General features: G+C 64.7%; 15 protein-coding genes and 1 pseudogene. 6 read left to right on the forward strand and 10 right to left on the reverse strand.

What is annotated here, in order from left to right; genetic code table 11:
* A pseudogene (locus ACT6Q8_RS00005) lies at positions 1 to 215 on the reverse strand (hypothetical protein); the annotation flags it as partial.
* A gap of 229 nt (positions 216 to 444) precedes the next feature.
* Between ACT6Q8_RS00005 and ACT6Q8_RS00010 the strand changes: the two are divergent.
* The 3 genes from ACT6Q8_RS00010 (at position 445) to acnA (ending at position 3,995) form a co-directional block, all read left to right on the forward strand.
* The gene (locus ACT6Q8_RS00010; RefSeq protein ID WP_054166785.1) at positions 445 to 735 is read left to right on the forward strand and encodes a type II toxin-antitoxin system RelE/ParE family toxin; all 291 of its coding nucleotides are present in this window, start codon (positions 445 to 447) and stop codon (positions 733 to 735) included.
* 9 nt (positions 736 to 744) lie between these two features.
* The gene (locus ACT6Q8_RS00015; protein ID WP_054166784.1) at positions 745 to 1,080 is read left to right on the forward strand and encodes a HigA family addiction module antitoxin; all 336 of its coding nucleotides are present in this window, start codon (positions 745 to 747) and stop codon (positions 1,078 to 1,080) included.
* Between the two features lie 209 nt (positions 1,081 to 1,289).
* The gene (gene acnA / locus ACT6Q8_RS00020; RefSeq protein WP_444733874.1) at positions 1,290 to 3,995 is read left to right on the forward strand and encodes an aconitate hydratase AcnA; all 2,706 of its coding nucleotides are present in this window, start codon (positions 1,290 to 1,292) and stop codon (positions 3,993 to 3,995) included.
* Between the two features lie 97 nt (positions 3,996 to 4,092).
* Here acnA and ACT6Q8_RS00025 read toward each other — a convergent pair whose 3' ends face one another.
* The 5 genes from ACT6Q8_RS00025 to ACT6Q8_RS00045 form a co-directional block, all read right to left on the reverse strand.
* Complete coding sequence (locus ACT6Q8_RS00025; protein WP_444733873.1) at positions 4,093 to 5,130, reverse strand: PIN domain-containing protein; 1,038 nt, start codon at positions 5,128 to 5,130, stop codon at positions 4,093 to 4,095.
* 89 nt (positions 5,131 to 5,219) lie between these two features.
* Positions 5,220 to 5,366, reverse strand: coding sequence for a hypothetical protein (locus tag ACT6Q8_RS00030; RefSeq protein ID WP_444733872.1), 147 nt, complete (start codon positions 5,364 to 5,366; stop codon positions 5,220 to 5,222).
* The gene (locus ACT6Q8_RS00035) at positions 5,366 to 5,626 is read right to left on the reverse strand and encodes a type II toxin-antitoxin system Phd/YefM family antitoxin (protein ID WP_444733871.1); all 261 of its coding nucleotides are present in this window, start codon (positions 5,624 to 5,626) and stop codon (positions 5,366 to 5,368) included. The genes ACT6Q8_RS00030 and ACT6Q8_RS00035 overlap by 1 nt, the downstream gene beginning before the upstream one ends.
* 356 nt (positions 5,627 to 5,982) lie before the next feature.
* Positions 5,983 to 6,480 (reverse strand): hypothetical protein, encoded by a 498-nt coding sequence (locus ACT6Q8_RS00040; protein ID WP_444733870.1) that lies wholly within the window; start codon positions 6,478 to 6,480, stop codon positions 5,983 to 5,985.
* Positions 6,481 to 6,772: 292 nt separating this feature from the next.
* A complete protein-coding gene (locus ACT6Q8_RS00045; RefSeq protein WP_444733869.1) occupies positions 6,773 to 7,798 on the reverse strand; it encodes a zinc-dependent alcohol dehydrogenase family protein in 1,026 nt (341 codons plus the stop codon).
* A 70-nt stretch (positions 7,799 to 7,868) separates the two neighbouring features.
* Between ACT6Q8_RS00045 and ACT6Q8_RS00050 the strand changes: the two genes are divergently transcribed.
* Positions 7,869 to 8,768 (forward strand): LysR substrate-binding domain-containing protein, encoded by a 900-nt coding sequence (locus ACT6Q8_RS00050; RefSeq protein ID WP_444733868.1) that lies wholly within the window; start codon positions 7,869 to 7,871, stop codon positions 8,766 to 8,768.
* Here the strand turns inward: ACT6Q8_RS00050 and ACT6Q8_RS00055 are convergent.
* On the reverse strand, positions 8,737 to 10,146 hold the full coding sequence (locus tag ACT6Q8_RS00055) for a hypothetical protein (RefSeq protein ID WP_444733867.1): 1,410 nt from the start codon (positions 10,144 to 10,146) through the stop codon (positions 8,737 to 8,739). The two genes, ACT6Q8_RS00050 and ACT6Q8_RS00055, sit on opposite strands and share 32 nt — an antisense overlap.
* Positions 10,147 to 10,332: 186 nt before the next feature.
* Between ACT6Q8_RS00055 and ACT6Q8_RS00060 the strand changes: the two genes are divergently transcribed.
* Complete coding sequence (locus ACT6Q8_RS00060; RefSeq protein WP_444739322.1) at positions 10,333 to 15,207, forward strand: alpha-2-macroglobulin family protein; 4,875 nt, start codon at positions 10,333 to 10,335, stop codon at positions 15,205 to 15,207.
* Between the two features lie 125 nt (positions 15,208 to 15,332).
* Here ACT6Q8_RS00060 and rraA read toward each other — a convergent pair whose 3' ends face one another.
* Positions 15,333 to 15,809: a ribonuclease E activity regulator RraA gene (gene rraA / locus ACT6Q8_RS00065; RefSeq protein WP_444733865.1), complete on the reverse strand. Its 477-nt coding sequence runs from the start codon at positions 15,807 to 15,809 to the stop codon at positions 15,333 to 15,335.
* 64 nt (positions 15,810 to 15,873) lie between these two features.
* Positions 15,874 to 16,971, reverse strand: a complete 1,098-nt coding sequence (locus ACT6Q8_RS00070) for a GGDEF domain-containing protein (RefSeq protein ID WP_444733864.1) — start codon at positions 16,969 to 16,971, stop codon at positions 15,874 to 15,876.
* Positions 16,972 to 17,164: 193 nt separating this feature from the next.
* Between ACT6Q8_RS00070 and ACT6Q8_RS00075 the strand changes: the two genes are divergently transcribed.
* Positions 17,165 to 18,187 carry an NADP-dependent oxidoreductase gene (locus tag ACT6Q8_RS00075; RefSeq protein ID WP_054166774.1) on the forward strand — a complete coding sequence of 341 codons (1,023 nt, stop codon included), beginning with the start codon at positions 17,165 to 17,167 and terminating at the stop codon, positions 18,185 to 18,187.
* A 61-nt stretch (positions 18,188 to 18,248) separates the two neighbouring features.
* On the opposite strand, the gene maiA is transcribed toward ACT6Q8_RS00075, so the two are convergent.
* Entirely contained in the window at positions 18,249 to 18,881 is a 633-nt protein-coding gene (gene maiA, locus ACT6Q8_RS00080; RefSeq protein WP_444733863.1) for a maleylacetoacetate isomerase, read from the reverse strand.
* Positions 18,882 to 18,892 lie beyond the last annotated feature (11 nt).

Raw genomic sequence — 18,892 nt, forward strand, 5'->3', positions numbered from 1 at the left:
TCCAGATTATAGGCCGCCTTCAGGTTCGCCTCGATCTCCGGCGGCAGCACGCGTTCGCTGTCGAACGGGCCACCCGGCGCCGAATGCATCAGGAAGAACGACAAGGCCACGATCACCAGCAATGTCGGGATCGCTTCCAGCAGGCGCCGGACAGTGTAAGACAGCATCGACAGGGTCCCTCCATCGCGCCTCGGTCCCCGCATGGTATCAGCCATGCAACGAACGCATCCCGCGCGGACGGCATGACATCTCTGTGAAAAAGTCCGCCCTGTCAACCGTGCCACGGCAAAAGAGATATTATTTCAAAACGGGTGGTGCGGGCGGGCCATTCACCAATCCGCGTGGGCCGGGTTGGGAAACTTTTGGGCGGGGACATCACAGATGCGTCGATTCCGAAGGTCGTGTATAGTGTCATTTGACGCTATACATATCCCGGATATCTCCGTGATCATCAGGAACGTCATCCATAAAGGGCTGCGCCGGTTGATGGAGGATGATGACGCCAGCGGATTGCCGGCTGCCGCTGTGCCAAAGCTGATCCGCATACTGTCCTTTCTGCAGGATATGGAGCGTGAAGATGAGCTTACGACCGTGCCGAGTTGGAAGGCACACCGGCTTACTGGCGACCGGAAGGGGACATGGAGCCTGCATGTGACCAAGAACTGGCGGTTAACCTTCGCCATTGATCGGGCGGGTGTTGAGATCATCGATCTGGACTATGTGGACTATCATTAGGAGACGGCCATGAACGCCATCACCGGCATCCGCCTGAAAAGCCCGGCCCATCCCGGCGGCTTCATCCGGCACGAGGTGATCGAACCTTTGGACCTGTCGGTGACGGCTGCGGCCAGCATCCTGGGCGTCACACGGGCTGCGCTTTCCATGCTGCTGAACGAGCGCACGCAGCTTTCCTCCGAAATGGCGCTGCGGCTGGAGAAGGCGTTTGGCGTGTCGATGGACACATTGATGCGCATGCAGAACAGCTACGACATCGCCCAGGCCCGCCGGCGGGAAGGGGAGATCAAGGTGGACCGCTATGTTCCGGCCCTGACGAGCCCGTCACCATCGGACCCCAATTAAGATCGTTTCGCAACAAGTCGCAAATCCATCTCGATCTGTACAAAAATCGGGGGCTGATCCCCTCAACCTGCCCTTTCCCCGCACCGCAAAAAGCGCTAAACCACGCTCCGAAAACGCCATCCTGGCAGATCAACGGTCCCGGACGCTGGAGCCGGGGCGAGATACGGTCTGCCGTTTACCCCGCGACCCCGTTGGAGGAGTCACCCCCCATGTCCACGTTCACCGGCCATGACAGCCTGAAGACCCGCCGCACGCTTACCGTCGGCGGCAAGTCCGTTGATTATTTCAGCATTCCCGAAGCGGAGAAGGCCGGTCTGGGCGACGTGTCGCGCCTGCCCTTCTCGATGAAGGTCCTGCTGGAAAACCTGCTGCGCTTCGAAGATGGGCGCACGGTGAGCGTTGACGATGTCAAGGCTGTGGCCCAGTGGCTGGTCGACAAGCGGTCCGACCGCGAGATCGCCTATCGCCCGGCCCGCGTGCTGATGCAGGATTTCACCGGCGTGCCCGCCGTCTGCGATCTGGCCGCGATGCGTGAGGCCATGGTGGCGCTGGGTGGTGATCCGACCAAGATCAACCCGCTGACGCCTGTCGATCTGGTCATCGACCATTCGGTGATGGTGGACAGCTTTGGCACGCCCAAGGCCTTTGACGAAAACGTTGAGCTGGAATTCCAGCGCAATGGCGAGCGGTACGAGTTCCTGCGCTGGGGCCAGAAGGCGTTCAACAATTTCCGCGTGGTCCCGCCGGGCACCGGCATCTGCCATCAGGTGAACCTGGAATATCTGGCCCAGACCGTCTGGACCGACACGGACCAGACCGGCGCCACCGTGGCCTATCCCGACACGCTGGTCGGCACCGACAGCCATACCACCATGGTCAACGGCATGGCCGTCCTGGGCTGGGGCGTGGGCGGTATCGAGGCCGAGGCCGCGATGCTGGGCCAGCCGATCTCCATGCTGATCCCGGAAGTCGTCGGCTTCAAGCTGACCGGCAAGCTGCGTGAGGGGGCGACGGCCACCGATCTGGTGCTGACCGTTACCCAGATGCTGCGCAAGAAGAAGGTGGTGGGCAAGTTTGTCGAGTTCTATGGCCCCGGCCTGGACGCGCTGACGCTGGCCGACCGTGCGACGATTGCCAACATGGCCCCGGAATATGGCGCCACCTGCGGCATTTTCCCGATCGACGCCGAGACCATCCGCTTCCTGCACTTCACCGGCCGCGACGCCGACCGCGTGGCGCTGGTCGAGGCCTATGCCAAGGCCCAGGGCATGTGGCGCGATGCGTCCTCGCCCGATCCGGTCTTCACCGACACGCTGGACCTGGACCTGGGCTCGGTGGAGCCGTCGCTGGCCGGGCCGAAGCGTCCGCAGGACCGCGTGCTGCTGTCCAACGTCGCCAAGGAATTCGGTGAATTCCTGGCCGGTGACGTGGCCGGCCGCCCCGTCAGCCAGCCGACCGACGTCGCCGGTGCCGATTACAAGCTGGATCACGGCCATGTCGTGATCGCCGCTATCACCAGCTGCACCAACACCTCCAACCCGTCGGTGCTGTTCGCCGCCGGTCTGGTGGCCAAGAAGGCGGTGGAACTGGGCCTCAAGACCAAGCCGTGGGTGAAGCCCTCGCTGGCCCCTGGGTCCCAGGTCGTGACCGACTATCTGAACGCCGCCGGCCTGTCGACCTACCTGGACCAGTTGGGCTTCAATCTGGTCGGCTATGGCTGCACCACCTGCATCGGCAATTCCGGCCCGCTGCCGGACCCGATTGCCGCCGCTGTTGATGCGGGCAAGCTGACCGTCGCCTCGGTCCTGTCCGGCAACCGCAACTTCGAAGGCCGCGTGTCGCCTCAGGTCCGCGCCAACTACCTGGCCTCCCCGCCGCTGGTGGTGGCCTATGCCCTGGCCGGCACGCTGCACCTGGACATCTCCAAGGACCCGATCGGTAAGGGCAAGGATGGTCAGGACGTCTATCTGAAGGACATCTGGCCCACGAACAAGGAGATCGAGGACACGATTTCCCAGTTCCTGACGCGCGAAATGTTCGTCAGCCGCTATGCCAACGTCTTCCTGGGTCCGGAGCAGTGGCAGAAGATCAAGACCGTCGAGGGGATGACCTATAAGTGGGACGAGAAGTCGACCTACGCCAAGCGTCCGCCGCTGTTCGACGGCATCACCATGACGCCGGGCTCCGTGTCCGACGTGAAGGGTGCCCGCGCGCTGGCCATCCTGGGTGACAGCATCACCACCGACCATATCTCGCCCGCTGGCAACATCAAGAAGACCAGCCCCGCCGGTGAATATTTGCTGGAAAACGGCGTGATCGTGGCCGACTTCAACAGCTATGGTGCACGCCGTGGCAACCACGAAGTCATGATGCGCGGCACCTTCGCCAATATCCGCATCAAGAACGAGATGGTGCCGGGCGTCGAAGGTGGCGTGACCAAGTATGTGCCGACCGGCGAAGTGATGCCGATCTATAACGCCTCTATGAAGTATCAGGCAGAGGGCACGCCCCTGGTCGTGTTCGCCGGTCAGGAATATGGCACCGGTTCGTCGCGTGACTGGGCCGCCAAGGGCACCCGCCTGCTGGGCGTGTCCGCCGTTGTGGCCGAAAGCTTCGAGCGTATCCACCGGTCCAATCTGGTCGGCATGGGCATCCTGCCGCTCCAGTACCCGGCCGGCGTGAACCGCCACACCCTGAAGCTGGACGGCACCGAGACCTTCGACATCGAAGGCGTGGAAGCCGGCCTGAAGCCGCACATGGACCTGAAGCTGACCATCACCCGCGCCGACGGGTCGAAGGAAACCGTCAACCTGTTCTGCCGTATCGACACGCTGGACGAGGTCGACTACTTCAAGAATGGCGGCATTTTGCAGTACGTGCTCCGCAACCTCGCTGCCCCGGCAGCGGCGGAGTAAGGCTTGTTGTTGTGCCCATCGCCGGGTTGACCGGCGGTGGTGGAGACAAGAAAAAGCCCGGCGGAGCGATCCGCCGGGCTTTTTTTGGGGGGGCGTCCTAAGTGTCGAGCATGTCCCATTCGTCCCCTAATACCCACCTAATCGCCGACAATTTGCCACTGAGCATCCCCCACTCGAAGTCGGTCCAGGGACCTAGCTCATCTGGGAACGTTTCCTCTGTACGCTTCATCGCGGCGAGCATCCCGTCCCAGATTGTGTCCACGATCATGTTCCGCTGTTCCTCTGGAGTCGCTGCATCCCACACTTCTCGCGGAACCCGCCTTTCTTTGCCGCTCTCAACACGAGCGATGATTCCCCACTTCCGACCATACCAAATCTGCTGGGTTAGCTTATCCTCGGCTTCAAGCAATTCCGACAACTTGCGCGGCTCCGCATGGTACTCGCGTTCGAAGCGCGTTCCTTCGAGTATGTCGTCCGCGAACTCTCCCATCAACGGGCCGAGGTTCGTGGCGTATCGCGATGTTGTTCCATCGAACAGCGGTGCGAGGTCTGTATGTGGTAATCGAGTATCTCCGCCCCTATCGCTGAAGTCGTGGATGTTGTGGGTCACGAATGCGTACACGTCTTCCGGATCGTTGCGCTCAGCGAGTGCGTCGATGTAAGCTTCGATCAGAATGGCATCATCAATGCCATTGCGCTGCCTGTGGAAGGGAGCGACCTTCAGGATAGCTCGATCTGCGGCTCGCGCCTTAACCGCATCTGTAATCTCGATTTTCTCACTCGAAGCGAACATCTTCTCGATAATGTCGATGGCGTCATTCATCGCCTCGCCGCCCGTGGCTATGCGATGGTCAACGTCGTTAACTTGCTCTAGCGTTGTTTTGCGGCCTTCTTCTGGGGCAAACTTCAACAATGCTTCCCGGACTAATTTGAAATGGCTGGATAGGCTGCGCTTGCTGTCGGCAATCACCCGCTCTTTGTTGCGATCAAACTCGTCAACCACTACTTGAGGAACGATCAGGGCCAATTCGCCAGCATCCTTCATGACTGCAAGTGCGTCGAGGAGCGGTAACTGCTGGTAATCTTTGGCAAGATCCAACCAGACCGATGTGTCAATCAATAAGTGCAGTTTCATACCAGAACCCTCTTTCTTTCCTGATTAATTGCGCATAATTACCGCGAAAAACTCGAAGCAATACATCCAAATGAAAGTGAAAATTTACCTTAGCTCTCCAGTTCCATCAGTGTGATCACGGATATGAAAAAGCTGCTGGCATCCCGGTCCGCCAACCACGCCGTCACATTGGCATCGGCCCGGCCATCGCCCAGCTTCGGCAACTCCGAAATGACATTCGTATCCAGGAGATACATCAGGAAAGGTCCGCCGGGCGTGACCTTATATCCGCCTTGGGGGGATCAAACCCGATCTCCGACAGGTCGGGCATGGACAGTGCCTCTACCAGATTGCGGCCCGGCGTAGCCCCGCTTAGCCGCTGATACTCGGTGTAAGACAGCAGCACAAAAGCCGGTTTGCCCCGGTCGGTGATGATGACGGGGTTCAGCGTGGCGGCGCGCTTCGCTTTGCCCAGGTCTTGGTTCAACTCCCGGCTGGATATGGTCGTGACGGCCATCGCGCACCTCCTGCCCATACTGTGGCCATGGTACGACATGACCCGTTGATCGCCAAGCTGGCGGGCCTTTGGTCGATCTGGGGACTTGTTCCACCACCCCTACCCCACCCTAACCGCTGACTTCCGGGGCGGGTTCTGCTACCCTGGTACCATCAACGCCACCCATGCGCCTTCCCCCTGCCGACGCCCCGTGCTGTCGGTGTGGAACAGCCATGGGTGATGAAACACCCCTTTATTTTGTGTTGCATTCCGTTGCACGGGACCGGTCGGCATGGCGCGCCGTGCGGCCATGAAAAAAGCCCGGCGGAGTGATCCGTCGGGCTTTTCCTCAAAACGACAGGTCGGGCAGCCGGGCTTTACTTCCCCTGCTGGCTCTGCTGCTGCGGGATCAGGGCCAGGCAGTTTTCGACGATGCGGTAGCACTGGCCCAGGCGGGCAGCCTGGCCGTCGCTGGCGCTGTTATAGACGATGCGCTGCACCACGCCGTCCTTCAGGGTGAAGGTGGCCTGACAGTCGCGGGTTTCGGTTTCCGGGTAATCGTCAAAGCCGACACCCCAGCCCCAGGGCGACCAGGGGCGGCGGTAGCCATAGCCGTAACCGAAGCCGAAATGCGGGCCGGGGGCGGGCGTGGTGACCAGCCGTTCCGACGTGTAGGTGTAGTAATCGACATTGTCGACGCTGGCGCTGCGCGTCGGCACGCCGGCGCAGGACAGCAGGGTCTGTTTGGGCATGCCGACAAAGGCCTGCTGGGCATAGGCGGCCTGATCGGCCTGCGGATTGGCGCAGGCCGAAAGCCCCAGCAGCGCGCCGGCGGCAATCAGGCCCCGGATGGTCGTTTGACGGTTGAATTTCATGACCTACGCTCCTTGACGCAATCTGTCACCGGCATCATTCCCGTGCCGCCGGCCGCACCGCCCCTGTCTTCACGTTCCCTCATGCGCCGGGCGCTGCCTTCCGGCAGCTTGGGCTTACGGCGCATGGGCGCCGGGCTGGTGGTCACCAGCCGCTTAACTGCCCAAGGGCGAGCCCAGGGCAGCTAAGCCTTATACGCGGGGCCAAGGCCGAAACCTTCGCCAGAGAACAATGTTCATGCAACAAAGTGGCGGATCAAGGGCAATATTTCAATGCGCCCTGTTGAAGCAGGGATCACGCCACATCGATCACCAGCTTGCCCTGCGCCTTGCCATCCTCCAGCCGCGTATGGGCGGCACCAATATCGGCCAGGGTGAAGCGGGTGGGATCGACCAGGGGGCGCAGCTTGCTGGCGGTATCGGCCAGAACCTTGCCCTGATGCGCGCGGTCAATGGCAAAGCCATGGTCGTACAGCATGGGCAGCAGCATGAAGACGACATGCAGGCTCAACCCCTTGCCATGCATGGGCGACAGGTCGGCGCTGTACCCCGCCACGATGGTCACCACCTGCCCGTTGAACCGGGCGGCGCCAAAGCTGGTGGCGATATCGCTGCCGCCGGTGGCGTCCAGCACGATGTCGAAGCCCTGGCCGCCCGTCAGGCGGGCGACATAGGCCTCCACCGCTTCGGTCCGGTAATTCACCACCTCGTCCGCGCCGAAGGACCGGGCCAGATCGGCCTTTTCATCGGAAGAAACGGTGGTGGTGACATGCGCGCCCTGCAGCTTGGCGATCTGGATGGCGATATGGCCGACACCGCCGGCCCCGCCATGGATCAGCACCTTCTGTCCCGGCTGCACCCGTGCCCGGTCCACCAGTGCCTCCCACGCCGTCAGGGTGACCAGCGGCAGGGCGGCGGCATCCCGCAGCGACAGGCCGGCAGGGGCCGGCGCCAGCAGTTTGGCATCGGCGGCCACATACTCCGCATAGGTTCCCTGCAACCCCTTCACCCCGCCGACACAGCCATAGACGGCCTGCCCGACGGTAAAGCCGCTGACGCCCTCGCCCAGGGCCACCACAGTGCCGGCCATGTCACAGCCCAGGATGGAGGGCAGGTCGGCGGCAATGGCGCGGCCATTCTTGCGGATTTTGGTATCGACCGGGTTCACGCTGGCCGCATGGATCTTGACCAGAACCTGCCCCGGCCCCGCCACGGGTGTCGGCACCTCGGCCAGTTCCAGATTGTCCACACCACCGAAATCCTTCAGCAGGACCGCCTTCATCATCATCTCCATCGGGTTGGGGCCATTGGCCCGTGTCATGACAACAGGATGGGCTTGACCTTTGAATAAGGGAAACGAATTATCTTTATGGAGATAATCAAGGATTGTGATGATGCTGGGCCGTTTGACCGATCTGGATATGGATGCGTTGCGGGCCTTTGTGGCCATTGTCGATCATGATGGCTTCACGGCAGCGGCCGAACGGCTGCACCGCACGCAATCGGCCATCAGCATGAAGATCAAACGGCTGGAGGCCACGCTGGGCCGCAGCCTGTTCGACCGCACGGGCCGGGCTATGACCCTGACGGGGGAGGGGGAGTTGCTGCTCTCCTATGCCCGCCGGCTGCTGGCCCTGAATGATGAGACGGTAGCGCGCCTGATGGCGCCCGAGGCGGCGGGGCTGGTGCGGTTCGGGGTGGCCGAATATTTCGCGCCCGAACATTTGCCCCTGCTGCTGGCCCGGTTCCGCCGCGCCCATCCGCGCGTCCGCCTAGATGTGACCGTGGGTCTGGGCAGCGATATGGTGCAGGAGATTGCCGAGGGTCGCCTGGACGTGGTGATCGCCAAGCGCAACGAGACGGGGCCACAGGGCCGGTTCCTGTGGCGCGAACCCGTGGTCTGGGTGGCGTCCAGCGACTGGCGGGCGGAAGCCGGGGATGCGCCGGTGCCCCTATGCCTGCTGCCCGACCCCTGCATCTACCGGACCCGCGCCGTGGCCGCGCTGGAACGGGCGGGGCGCCCCTGGCACACGACCTATGCCAGCGGGTCCTTCATGGCGGTACGGGCGGCGGCCCTGGCTGGGCTGGGTGTGACCTGCCTGGGCGCGGGTGCCCTGGTCCCCGGTCTGCGGGTGCTGGGTCCCGCCGATGGGTTCCCGGCGCTGGACCCGGTGGAAACGGCGGTATTCGGGGAGGATCGGGCCAAGGATGGTCCGATCCAGCCCCTGATTGATTTCCTGGTGCGGGAAATCCAGGCGATCAGCCTGCCGCCCCTGACCGTGGCGGCATGATGGCCCGCAGCGCCGCCACCCCCACGACCAGGGTCGCCAGCCAGACGATGCGGCTTTGATACCGGTCATGCGGGTTGGACAGGGCGCCATTGATGAAGGCATTGCCGATCAGCGCGATCAGGACGAACAGGGCCAGCGCCGCCAGATCACGCCGGCCCGTGCGAAAGCCCCAGGCGGCAACCAGAATCAAGCCCAGACCCGACAGATGCGCCATCGGCACATGTATGAGGTTCAGTGCGTCGAATAGGTCCTGCGTCGTCTTCTGCCGCTGCTGCTTGGCCCCGGCAAAGGCTTGGTGCATGCCGTCGGCCATGAAGGCGCGGAAGATCCAGCGCGTCACCTCCTGCCATTCATCCAGCCCATCGCCGGTCTGGACCATCAGCAACTGATCCTTGGTGGCGACCAGGGCCGTGGACAGGAAGGCACCCGGATAGGCGCTGACGATGCCACCCACCAGCCGCGACAGTTCCGGGCCGGCACTATCCCAACCGCCAATGGCGACAAACGGGCTGTCCTTGTGCCAGATGAAATCGTCGGCGGTGGCCGGCAGATTGCCCTTAAAGGCACACAGCTTGATGGTTGGGTCAGGGCAATGGTCGGTCAGGTAACGCTGCGCCAGTCCATCTTGCACCAGCCGCCCGAAGATGAAGACGGGGCCACCCGGCGTGAAGCCCGGCTTGCCGATCAGGGCCATATGCAGGGTCGGCATGGCCACGACCGACAGGGCCAGCAGGGCCGCCGCCGGCCAGACGCGCGGTGACAGGCCCCAACCCCGCCAGCGGTCCAGCCCCTTGGCCGCCGCGATGGTCAGCACCAGCCCACCGGCCAGCGCCATGGAGGACATGTGCGACAGCAGGGCCAGCAGGCCGATGGCCGCCACGCCCAGCCTTTCCCGCCAGTCCAGATCGTTCCAGCGGAAGGACAGCAGCCAGAAACAGAGGACCAGCAAGGGCAGCAGGATATCCGGCATCACCTGCGCTACATACCAGGACACACCCGTCAGGGCCGACAGCGCGATGGCCACCGCCCCCGTGACCTGCCGCAGCGGCCAGTCACGGAACCCGATCCGATGCACGCGCAGCAGCAGATGGATCAGCCACAGGGTCGCCCCCGCCTGCGCCAGGATCGGTCCCCAGAAACTGAACCAGCCGCCCGACGTGACATAGAGGAATAGACTATAGAAGAAGGACCGGCCCGGCTCCAGGTCCCAATCCAGCACACGCTTGATGTAGCCGGCCGTGTCGAAGAACACGATGGGAAAGCCATTCCAAAGCGCCGGCCCCAGCAGCGCGAATCCGCCCAGCCAGAGGATCAGCCGGGGCCAGTCCAGCTGTGGCACGCGGCGCTGCGGCACCTGGCTGTCATCGGCGTCTGTCATGGGACCTCTGGCATGGCAAGCAATGTTGGACCAGTATGGCGCTAACATGATGGCGGGGATCAGGCAATGAAACGCGGTATCGCGGGCCTGTGGAACGGCGTCATGCCAACGACCTTGTTGCAAACTGCTTGAAAACAGCGTCCTCTGGCCGTTGTGACGCCATAATCCCGGCGTTTCATGCTATGCATGTTCCCTCCCGTCATCCGCATTCCGATCAATATGCCGCGCATTCACGCACTGCTGTTCGCCACGGGTCTTCTCCTGGCGCCCGCCGCTCTTGCCGCGCAGGAGGGGGCGCCGCCACCCGCCGCCCCGCCAAAGGCCGGGCCGGAGACACGCCCGTTTGAGCTGACGGGGGTCGAGATCGCCGCTGAACGGGACAAGCCGCAGGCCTGTTTCGCCTTCTCCCGCCCCCTGCCGCGCCCGCGTGGCCGCAGCACTGAACTGACGCGGTTCGTGACGGTGGAGCCGGCGCAGGGCGTGTCCATCGTGGTGCGTGATCAGAGCCTGTGCCTGGACGGCCTCAAACATGGTCAGCGCTATGCCGTTACCATCAATGCCGGCCTGCCGGCGGCAGGCGCCAAGGAAAAGCTGACCGACGCCATCAGCCGCGATCTGGCCGTGCCCGACCGCAAGCCCAGCCTGTCCTTCCGCGGCCAGGGCTATATCCTGCCGCGCGTGGATGCAGAGGGGCTGCCGCTGCGCGGGGTGAATGTGGAACGGGCGCGCCTGACGGTGCTGCGCCTTAATGACCGCGCCCTGGTGGAGCAGCTCTATTATGGCCGCTCCAACCAAACCATGACCGAGTTCGAGATCGGCGACGTCCTGGACCAGAAGGGGGAGCGCGTCTGGCGCGGGGAGATGGCCATTGGGGGTGAGCGGAACAAGGCCGCCCAGATCGCCTTTCCCATCGATGCCGTGATCGGTGATCTGGCCCCCGGCGTCTATGTCGCGGTGGCGGAGGATGCGGCCCTGTCCTTCCAGGCCTGGGACAAGCGCGCCACGCAATGGTTCGTCGTTTCCGACCTGGGCCTGACCAGCTTCAAGGCCGGCAACGGCCTGTATGTCTTCGCGCGCAGCCTGTCTTCGGCCAAGCCGCAGGCCGGTGTCGAACTGCGTCTGGTGGCCCGTGACAAGCGGGAACTGGGTCGGGCGGTCACCGGTGCCGATGGTCTGGCCCGATTCGACGCGTCCCAGGTGGGTGGCACCAATGAGGCCGCCCCCCAGGCCCTGTTCGCCTCCACGCCCGATGGCGGCTTCTCCCTGCTGGATTTCGGCGCGCCGGCGGTGGAATTGATTGGCAAGGGTGATGGCGGGCGCCTGCTGACCGGCAATGCCGATGCCTATCTGTTCCCCGAGCGCGGGGCCTATCGCCCCGGTGATCCGGTCTGGCTGACGGCCCTGCTGCGCGACGCCGACGCCAAGGCGCTGCCGGGACAGAAGCTGACCTTCAAGGTAGTGCGCCCGGATGGGCTGGAGGTGGAGCGCCGGCTGGTTGATGATGGTGGGGCCGGTGCCCATGTCTGGCGTGTGGAATTGCCCGCCAACGCACCCTCGGGCCGCTGGACCGCGACGGCGCATCTGGACCCCAACGGCCCGCCCGTGGGCCAGACCCGGTTCAATGTGGGGGAGGTTGCTCCCGCCCGCATCGGTTTCGACCTGACCGCTGACCGCGCCCGCATCGGCGCCGATGGCAAGGTCGGGCTGACCATTGATGCCCGCTACCTGAATGGCGGGGCTGCCGGCTTGCTGCCCGGTGAGATGACGTTGACCCTGCGCCCCACCGACAGGCCGCGCCCCGGTCTGGACGGGTATCGGTTCGGTCTGGCGCAGCAGGGGCTGGCCCCTGAAAGGCGGGCACTGCCCGGCTTTACCACGGGTGCCGATGGCAAGGCGGTCCTGACCTTCGACCTGGGTAAGTTACCCGATACCAGCCGCCGGCTGGAGGCGGTGCTGCGCGCCACGCTGCATGATGTCGGTGGCCGCTCGGTCGATCAGGAATTGGTCCTGCCGGTGGAGTTCCAGCCCTTCACCCTGGGTCTGAAGCCGAATTTTAGCGGTGATGCCGTGCCCGAAGGGGCGACGGTGGCCGTCGACGTCCTGGCCGTGGCCCCGGATGGGCAGAAGGTCGCCCGTAACGGCCTGACCTGGGACCTGTTCGAAGAAGAATATGATTATGAATGGTACGCCGCCGATGGCCGCTGGGAATACCGCACCATCGTGAAGGACCGCCGCCTGACGGGCGGATCGATCAATGTCGCCGCCAGTCAGCCGGCCACCATTGAGGAACAGGTCCGCGCCGGACGTTACCGGCTGGAAGTGTTTGATCCGGCCACGGGCATCGCCTCGTCGGTGCGTTTCTCCGCCGGTTGGTGGGTATCGGCCAAGCTGGCCGATACGCCGGACGCGGTAGAGGTGAAGGTGCAGGAACCCCTGCACAAACCGGGTCAGAAGGTGCGCGTCTTCGTGCGCCCGCCCTATGCCGGGACGGTGGCCATCGCGCTGGCCGACCGCGCCATCCGCCACACGCTGGTCAGCGAGATCGGGACGGAGGGGGCCTTCGTCGAACTGCCGCTGCCCGATGACATTACAGCCGGCGCCTATGTGTTGGCCACGTCCTTCGCGCCCGCCGATGCCGGCAACCGCACGCCGCCGCGCCGTGCCTTGGGCATGGGCTGGGTTGCTGTCGATCCCGCCGACCGTTCCCTGTCGGTTGCCATCGCCGAACAGCCGGCGGTGCATCCGCGCGGGAGTGTAAAGTTGCCCGTGACGGTGACGGGGGCGGAACCGGGATCGATCATCCGCCTGCTGGTGACGGCGGTGGATGAAAGCGTGGCCCGCCTGCCAGATACGCAGGCCGCCGATCCCGTCGGCTGGTTTTTGGGCAAGCGCCGGCTTGCCGTGGAACTGCGCGATGTCTATGGCCGTCTGGTCAATCCCGACAATACCGCCGCATCCGCCCCCGCCAATGGCGGCGACAAGGACAAGGGCGGCACCCGCATCACGACGGCCCCGCGCAGCGGTCCCGTAACGGCGCTGCATTCCGGTGTGGTGACGGTTGGTGCCGATGGCAAGGCGGAGGTCAATCTTGTCCTGCCCGACATGGCGGGCCGCCTTTCCCTGATCGCCGTCGCCTGGTCCGATGCCAAGGTCGGCGTGGGCAAGGGTGCCTTGGATGTGCGCGACGACATCGCCACCGATATGACCCTGCCGGGTTTCCTGGCGCCGGGCGACAGGGCGCGCATCTCCCTGAACCTGGAAAATGTGTCGGGTCCCGTGCGCGGTGCCTACAAGGTGTCGTTGTCGGCGGAAGGGCCGGTGAAGCTGGAAGGCGGCAAGGCCGAAACCAGCTTCCAGGCGCTGGCCCGGGGCCGCAAGCTGTCCATTGACCGTACCCTGGTGGCCGGCGACCCCGGCTATGGTGTGTTGGTCGTCAATGTGACGGGTCCCGAAGGTTACAGCCTGACCCGCCGCTTCCCCCTTAATATCCGCCCGGCCCACGCCGTTGCGGCAACGCAGGTGCGCGGCCAGATCGCCCCCGGCCAGACGGTGGCCTTGGCGGTGCCGAAGCCGGATGGTGCCATTGCCGGTGCCTCGTGGAAGCTGGCCATGGCCAGCACGCATGACACGCTGGACGCGCTGACCCATCTGCTGCTGATTGATGCCCGGCCCTTTGGCTCAGCGGATCAGATTGCCTCGCGACTGTTGCCGCTGCCCGGTGCCAATGACTGGCAGAAGGCGCTGGGCCTGCCGGCGGATGACAAGCTGAAGGCCAAGGCCGACGATCTGGTTGAACGGCTGATCGGGCGGCAGCGGGCCGATGGTGCCTTCTCGCTGTGGTCGCATGAAGGCCCCGCCGATCCCTGGCTGACCGCGTTCTCCCTGGATGTGCTGACCCGTGCGCGGGAGGCAGGCTTCACCGTGCCCGAAGATGGCTATCGTCGCGGCATGGACTGGCTGGTCCGCTCCATCGGCAATCGCTGGGTGGAGGATGCGGAACTGCCGGCACGCGCCTATGCGCTCTATGTTGCCGCGCGCGCCCGCGCCATCGACGCCACGCCGCTGCGCTTCTTCCAGGAAACGTTCCAGGCCCGTGTTCCCACCCGTCTGGCGCGGGCCCAGATCGCAGCCGCCTTCGCCATCCTGGGCGATGGGCAGCGGGCGGGGGATATCCTGTCGCGTCTGGATGATCCGTTGCCGGGTGTGGCGGGCGTGCGTGATTTCGGCAGCCCGCTGCGCGACCGTGCGGCGACGCTGGCCCTGCTGATTGCGGCCAATGCCGATCCCGCCCGTATCCAGGCGGAGGAGAATACCCTGGCCGGTATGCTGCGCGATCCGGCCTTGGTCGCCACGCAGGAACGAGCCTGGCTGCTGCTGGCGGCACAGGCCCTGGCCACCCGCGGCCCGGCCCTCAACCTGACCGTGGATGGGCAGGCGGTGACGGGCAATAACGGCCCGCTGTTGCGCGCGCTGGCTGATGGGGCGTCTCTGTCCGTCGCCAACCGGGGCGATGCGCCGGTCCGCACCTTGACCACCATCGCAGGCATCCTGTCCACCCCGGACAAGGCGGAAGCGGCGGGTGGCTTGACGCTGACCCGCCAGTTCAAGGATGGGAAGGGACGGCCCGCCAACCTGAAGAACATCCGCGCCGGCGACCTGCTGGTCGTGGTGCTGGAGGGCAAGGCCGAGCAGCCGCTGACGGGTCCGCTGCTGCTGATCGACCCGCTGCCCGCCGGGCTGGTGGTGGAGAATGTGCGGCTGGCCGGCAGCGCGCAGTTGGGCGATCTGTCCTGGCTGGGCACCCTGTCAGAAGCGGCCCTGGTGGAATTCCGCGACGACCGGTTTGTGGCCGCCCTGGACGGCATGCCCGACAGCGGCAATTTCCGTCTGGTCTATCTGGCGCGCGCCGTCACCCAGGGTAACTTCACCCTGCCGTCGGCCCGCCTGGACGATCTGAACGATGGCAGCCGTTATGCCCGTACCGCGGCGGGCACCCTGACGGTGCTGCCGCCGGCCCCTGTCGCGGCACCGGCGGCGGAACCCGCTCCACCGGCGCCGTGATGCCGCCAGCATGATTTTCTGACTCATGCTGGTGGAGGCCGGCGACCGCCGGCCCGGCGCTCATGCGCCGTAAGCCAAGCTGCCGGATGGCGGCGCCCGGCGCCTGAGGGAACAAAGTGATCGGATCAGGCCGGGGTGGGCAGAACGACCACCCCGTCCTCATCCGCATAGACCCAGTGGCCGGGTGTGAAGGCGCAGTCACCGAAAGCCACGGTCACATCCGCCTCTCCCGCCCCGGTCTTCGCACTTTTCAGCGGATTGGTGCCCAAGGCCTTCAGGCCCAACGGCAGTGCGGCAATGGCGACACTGTCGCGGATGACGCCGTTGACGATGATCCCGGACCAGCCATTCCGGACAGCCAGGCCCGCGATGACATCGCCCACCAGGGCCGACGCCAGCGACCCGCCGCCATCCACCACCAGCACCCCACCATCGCCAGGCGTGGACAGGATCGATTTCAGCAGTGCGTTGTCGCGGTGGCAGCGGACGGTGCGAATGGGGCCGGCAAAGCGGGCATGCCCGCCGAAACTGCGGAACTGTGTGGAACAGCTGGCGATCACAGGTTCATGTGCATCGACCAGATCGGCGGTAGCGAAATCCATCGTTCGATACTCCGGTTGGGTCAGAACCCGCAGAGTATCCTGTGTCGGGGTTCTAACCCAGCCCCTATCCCACCCCCCCGGGACCGATCACCACACGGTCGCGGCCCTGGGCCTTGGCCTCGTACAGGGCCTTGTCGGCCATGGCCATCAGCGCCTCCATGGTTGGCGCGTCCGGCCCATGGGCGGCGATGCCGGCGCTGACCGTCACGGTTACCACATGCTCCCCGTCATTGATCGGCGTGGCCGCCAGCAGACCGCGCAGCCGTTCGCCCAGCTGTGCCGCCGCCTCCGCCGTGGTTTCCGGCATCAGCACTACGAATTCCTCACCGCCCACCCGCGCGAACAGGTCGGTCTGGCGCAGGTTGGCGCGGCCCAGATCGGCCAAAGTGCGCAGCACCTTGTCGCCGAACGGATGCCCGTACCGGTCATTGACGCCCTTGAAATGGTCCAGGTCCATGATCATCAGCGACAGGGGCCGGTTGAAACGCCGCGCCCGTTCCACCTCGTCGCGGGCTTCCTGTTCCAGGCGGCGGCGGTTGGCGATGCCGGTCAGCGGGTCGATATGCGCCTGTTCCTCCAGCCGCAATTCCAGCTGAAACCCGCACCGGGCCGTACGTTCCAGGGCCAAGGCCAGGATGCCCGACGCGAACACCCCGGTGCCGACAAAGGCGATGACGTTGAACAGGGCGAACCCTTCCACCCCTTTCAACAGCAGCAGCGCCACTACAACGGCAAAGCCCGGAAGGTTCAGCAGAGGCACCTGCCGCGCCCGTGTCACCACAACCGCCGATACGGTGGGAAACAGGGCCAGCCCCGCCGGTCCGTAAAGGAAACCATCCTGCAACAGGAACTGTGTCAGGGCGATGGAGACCGTTCCCGCCGACACCGCCAGCATGCCAAGCCAGCGCAGTTGCAACGGTGTCGCTCGGGTGCGCAGCAATTTCCAGGCACAGGCCATCATGATGATGGTGCCGGTGCCACGGATGAGCAGACAGGCCAGGAATTGCGTAGGGTCCAGCAGCCAGTCCCATGCCAGGAAACTGAACATCGCCAAACCGCCGATGGCCACCGGCGCCAGCAAGGCGTCGTTCAGACGCGAAGCGCGCCAGACGTCGAAACGCCGTTCCGTCGCCTCGTCAAAAGTCGGTAAAAGAAAACCCATCCCCCCACCCGGCCCGTCTTTGCGGGCTTTCTACTGTTTCCTGGGTCCGTTGATGTTGCGCCAACACCATGGGGATGACAACCCATCACGGCTGCTGATTTTAGAACGATCGGACGAAAACGCACTTGAGTCGAACAAGCGTTTGAACGATGCTGTTCCTCAATCATCCGACAAATCTTCTGGGGAGATATCCATGTCCACCGCCATCAACCGCCATTGGCTGCTGCTGGACCGTCCCAAGGGCGGCAATTTCAGCGAGGTTCTGTCCCTGCGCGAGGCGCCGGCGCCAGACGCCGGCGAGGGGCAGATCCGGGTCCGCACTGTCTATCTGTCGCTGGACCCGACCAATGCGGTCTGGATGCAGTATGACAGCTACCTGCCGGCGGTCCCGCTGAACACCACCATGCGCGGTCTGGTGCTGGGCGTGGTGGATCAGTCCAACCATGCCAAGTTCAAGGTCGGCGACATCGTCACCGGCATGGGCAGCTGGGCCGATTACACCGTTGCTGACGGCACGTCCTTTGGCCGCGTGCCCAACATTCCGGGCCTGCCGCTGTCGGCCTATATGGGGCCGCTGGGCATGACGGGGGCGACCGCCTATTTCGGCCTGCTGGATATCGGTCGGCCCAAGGAAGGGGAGACGGTGGTCGTCTCCGCCGCCGCCGGGGCAGTCGGCTCGCTGGTCGGGCAGATCGCCAAGCTGAAGGGTTGCCGCGCGGTCGGTGTCGCCGGGTCGGCGGACAAGTGCGATTGGCTGACGGGTGAACTGGGCTATGACGCGGCCGTCAATTACAAGGAAAAGGGCTGGCAGAAGGCGTTGAAGAACGCCGTGCCGGACGGTATCGACATCTATTTCGAGAATGTCGGCGGTGAGATCACCGAGGTGGCACTGAGCCTGCTGAACGTGAAGGGGCGCATCCCCTTCTGTGGTGCCATCAGCCAGTATAACTCGACCGAGCCGGCGCCGGGCCCCCGCAACCTGTCGGTTCTGGTCAGCCGCCGGGCGCGGATGGAGGGCTTCCTGGTCCTCGACTATGCCCCCCGCATGGCGGAAATGTATGCCGAAATGGGTCCCTGGCTGGCCGCCGGTCAGATCAAGTGGAAGGTGGAACTGGACCAGGGTCTGGAGAACACCCTGACCAGCTTCAACAAGCTGTTCACGGGCGGCAATACCGGCAAGCTGGCTGTGAAGGTATCGGACGAGCCGGTGCGGTAATCGCGGGTATGATCCCGTCAAAGGGCCCTTCCGGCGGTATCGCCGTCGGAAGGGCCCTTTGTCATTCCGCATCCCCCTGCCGCCCCGGTGCTGCCCCTTGGAATGCGGCCAGCGTCTGGCAATGGGCGTCGATGGCGACCAGCTTCGGATAGGGCGTCAGGTCCACGCCGAATCGCCGCGCGTTGAACATCTGCGGTACCAGGCACAGGTCGGCGAAGCTGACGGCCCCGCCGATGCAGAAATCCGGCCCCTCCACCATCTGCTCCAGGGCCGCGAACCCTTCCGCCGTCCAATGCGCGATCCAGGCCTTCACGGCCTCCTCCCCCTGACCCAGGGTGCCGCGCAGATAGGTCAGGACGCGCAGATTGTTCAGCGGGTGGATGTCTGCGACAATCGCCAGCGCCATGGCGCGCGCCCTGGCCCGCCCTGCCGGGTCGGCCGGCAGCAGCGCCGGCGTCGGGTACCGTTCCTCCAGATATTCCAGGATGGCCAGCGATTGCGGGATCACCGCGTCGCCATCCACCAGGGTCGGCACCAGCCCCAGCGGGTTTACCGCGCGGTAAGAGGGCGCCTTCTGTTGCCCGCCATCCTTCAGCAGGTGGACATAGGCCGGGTCCCAGGCAATGCCCTTTAGCGCCAGCGCGATGCGGACACGGGTTGCGGCGGAGGATCGGAAATAGGTGTGAAGCTGCATCTTCGTGGTAT

Source organism: Niveispirillum sp. (assembly GCF_052437035.1).
Lineage (GTDB): Bacteria > Pseudomonadota > Alphaproteobacteria > Azospirillales > Azospirillaceae > Niveispirillum.

Coding starts and splice junctions, on each gene's coding strand:
- ACT6Q8_RS00015 (WP_054166784.1), top strand. CDS start 745: ATGAACGCCATCACCGGCATCCGCCTGAAAAGCCCGGCCCATCCCGGC.
- acnA (WP_444733874.1), top strand. CDS start 1,290: ATGTCCACGTTCACCGGCCATGACAGCCTGAAGACCCGCCGCACGCTT.
- ACT6Q8_RS00025 (WP_444733873.1), bottom strand. CDS start 5,130: ATGAAACTGCACTTATTGATTGACACATCGGTCTGGTTGGATCTTGCC.
- ACT6Q8_RS00030 (WP_444733872.1), bottom strand. CDS start 5,366: ATGTATCTCCTGGATACGAATGTCATTTCGGAGTTGCCGAAGCTGGGC.
- ACT6Q8_RS00035 (WP_444733871.1), bottom strand. CDS start 5,626: ATGGCCGTCACGACCATATCCAGCCGGGAGTTGAACCAAGACCTGGGC.
- ACT6Q8_RS00040 (WP_444733870.1), bottom strand. CDS start 6,480: ATGAAATTCAACCGTCAAACGACCATCCGGGGCCTGATTGCCGCCGGC.
- ACT6Q8_RS00045 (WP_444733869.1), bottom strand. CDS start 7,798: ATGACACGGGCCAATGGCCCCAACCCGATGGAGATGATGATGAAGGCG.
- ACT6Q8_RS00050 (WP_444733868.1), top strand. CDS start 7,869: ATGATGCTGGGCCGTTTGACCGATCTGGATATGGATGCGTTGCGGGCC.
- ACT6Q8_RS00055 (WP_444733867.1), bottom strand. CDS start 10,146: ATGACAGACGCCGATGACAGCCAGGTGCCGCAGCGCCGCGTGCCACAG.
- ACT6Q8_RS00060 (WP_444739322.1), top strand. CDS start 10,333: ATGTTCCCTCCCGTCATCCGCATTCCGATCAATATGCCGCGCATTCAC.
- rraA (WP_444733865.1), bottom strand. CDS start 15,809: ATGGATTTCGCTACCGCCGATCTGGTCGATGCACATGAACCTGTGATC.
- ACT6Q8_RS00070 (WP_444733864.1), bottom strand. CDS start 16,971: ATGGGTTTTCTTTTACCGACTTTTGACGAGGCGACGGAACGGCGTTTC.
- ACT6Q8_RS00075 (WP_054166774.1), top strand. CDS start 17,165: ATGTCCACCGCCATCAACCGCCATTGGCTGCTGCTGGACCGTCCCAAG.
- maiA (WP_444733863.1), bottom strand. CDS start 18,881: ATGCAGCTTCACACCTATTTCCGATCCTCCGCCGCAACCCGTGTCCGC.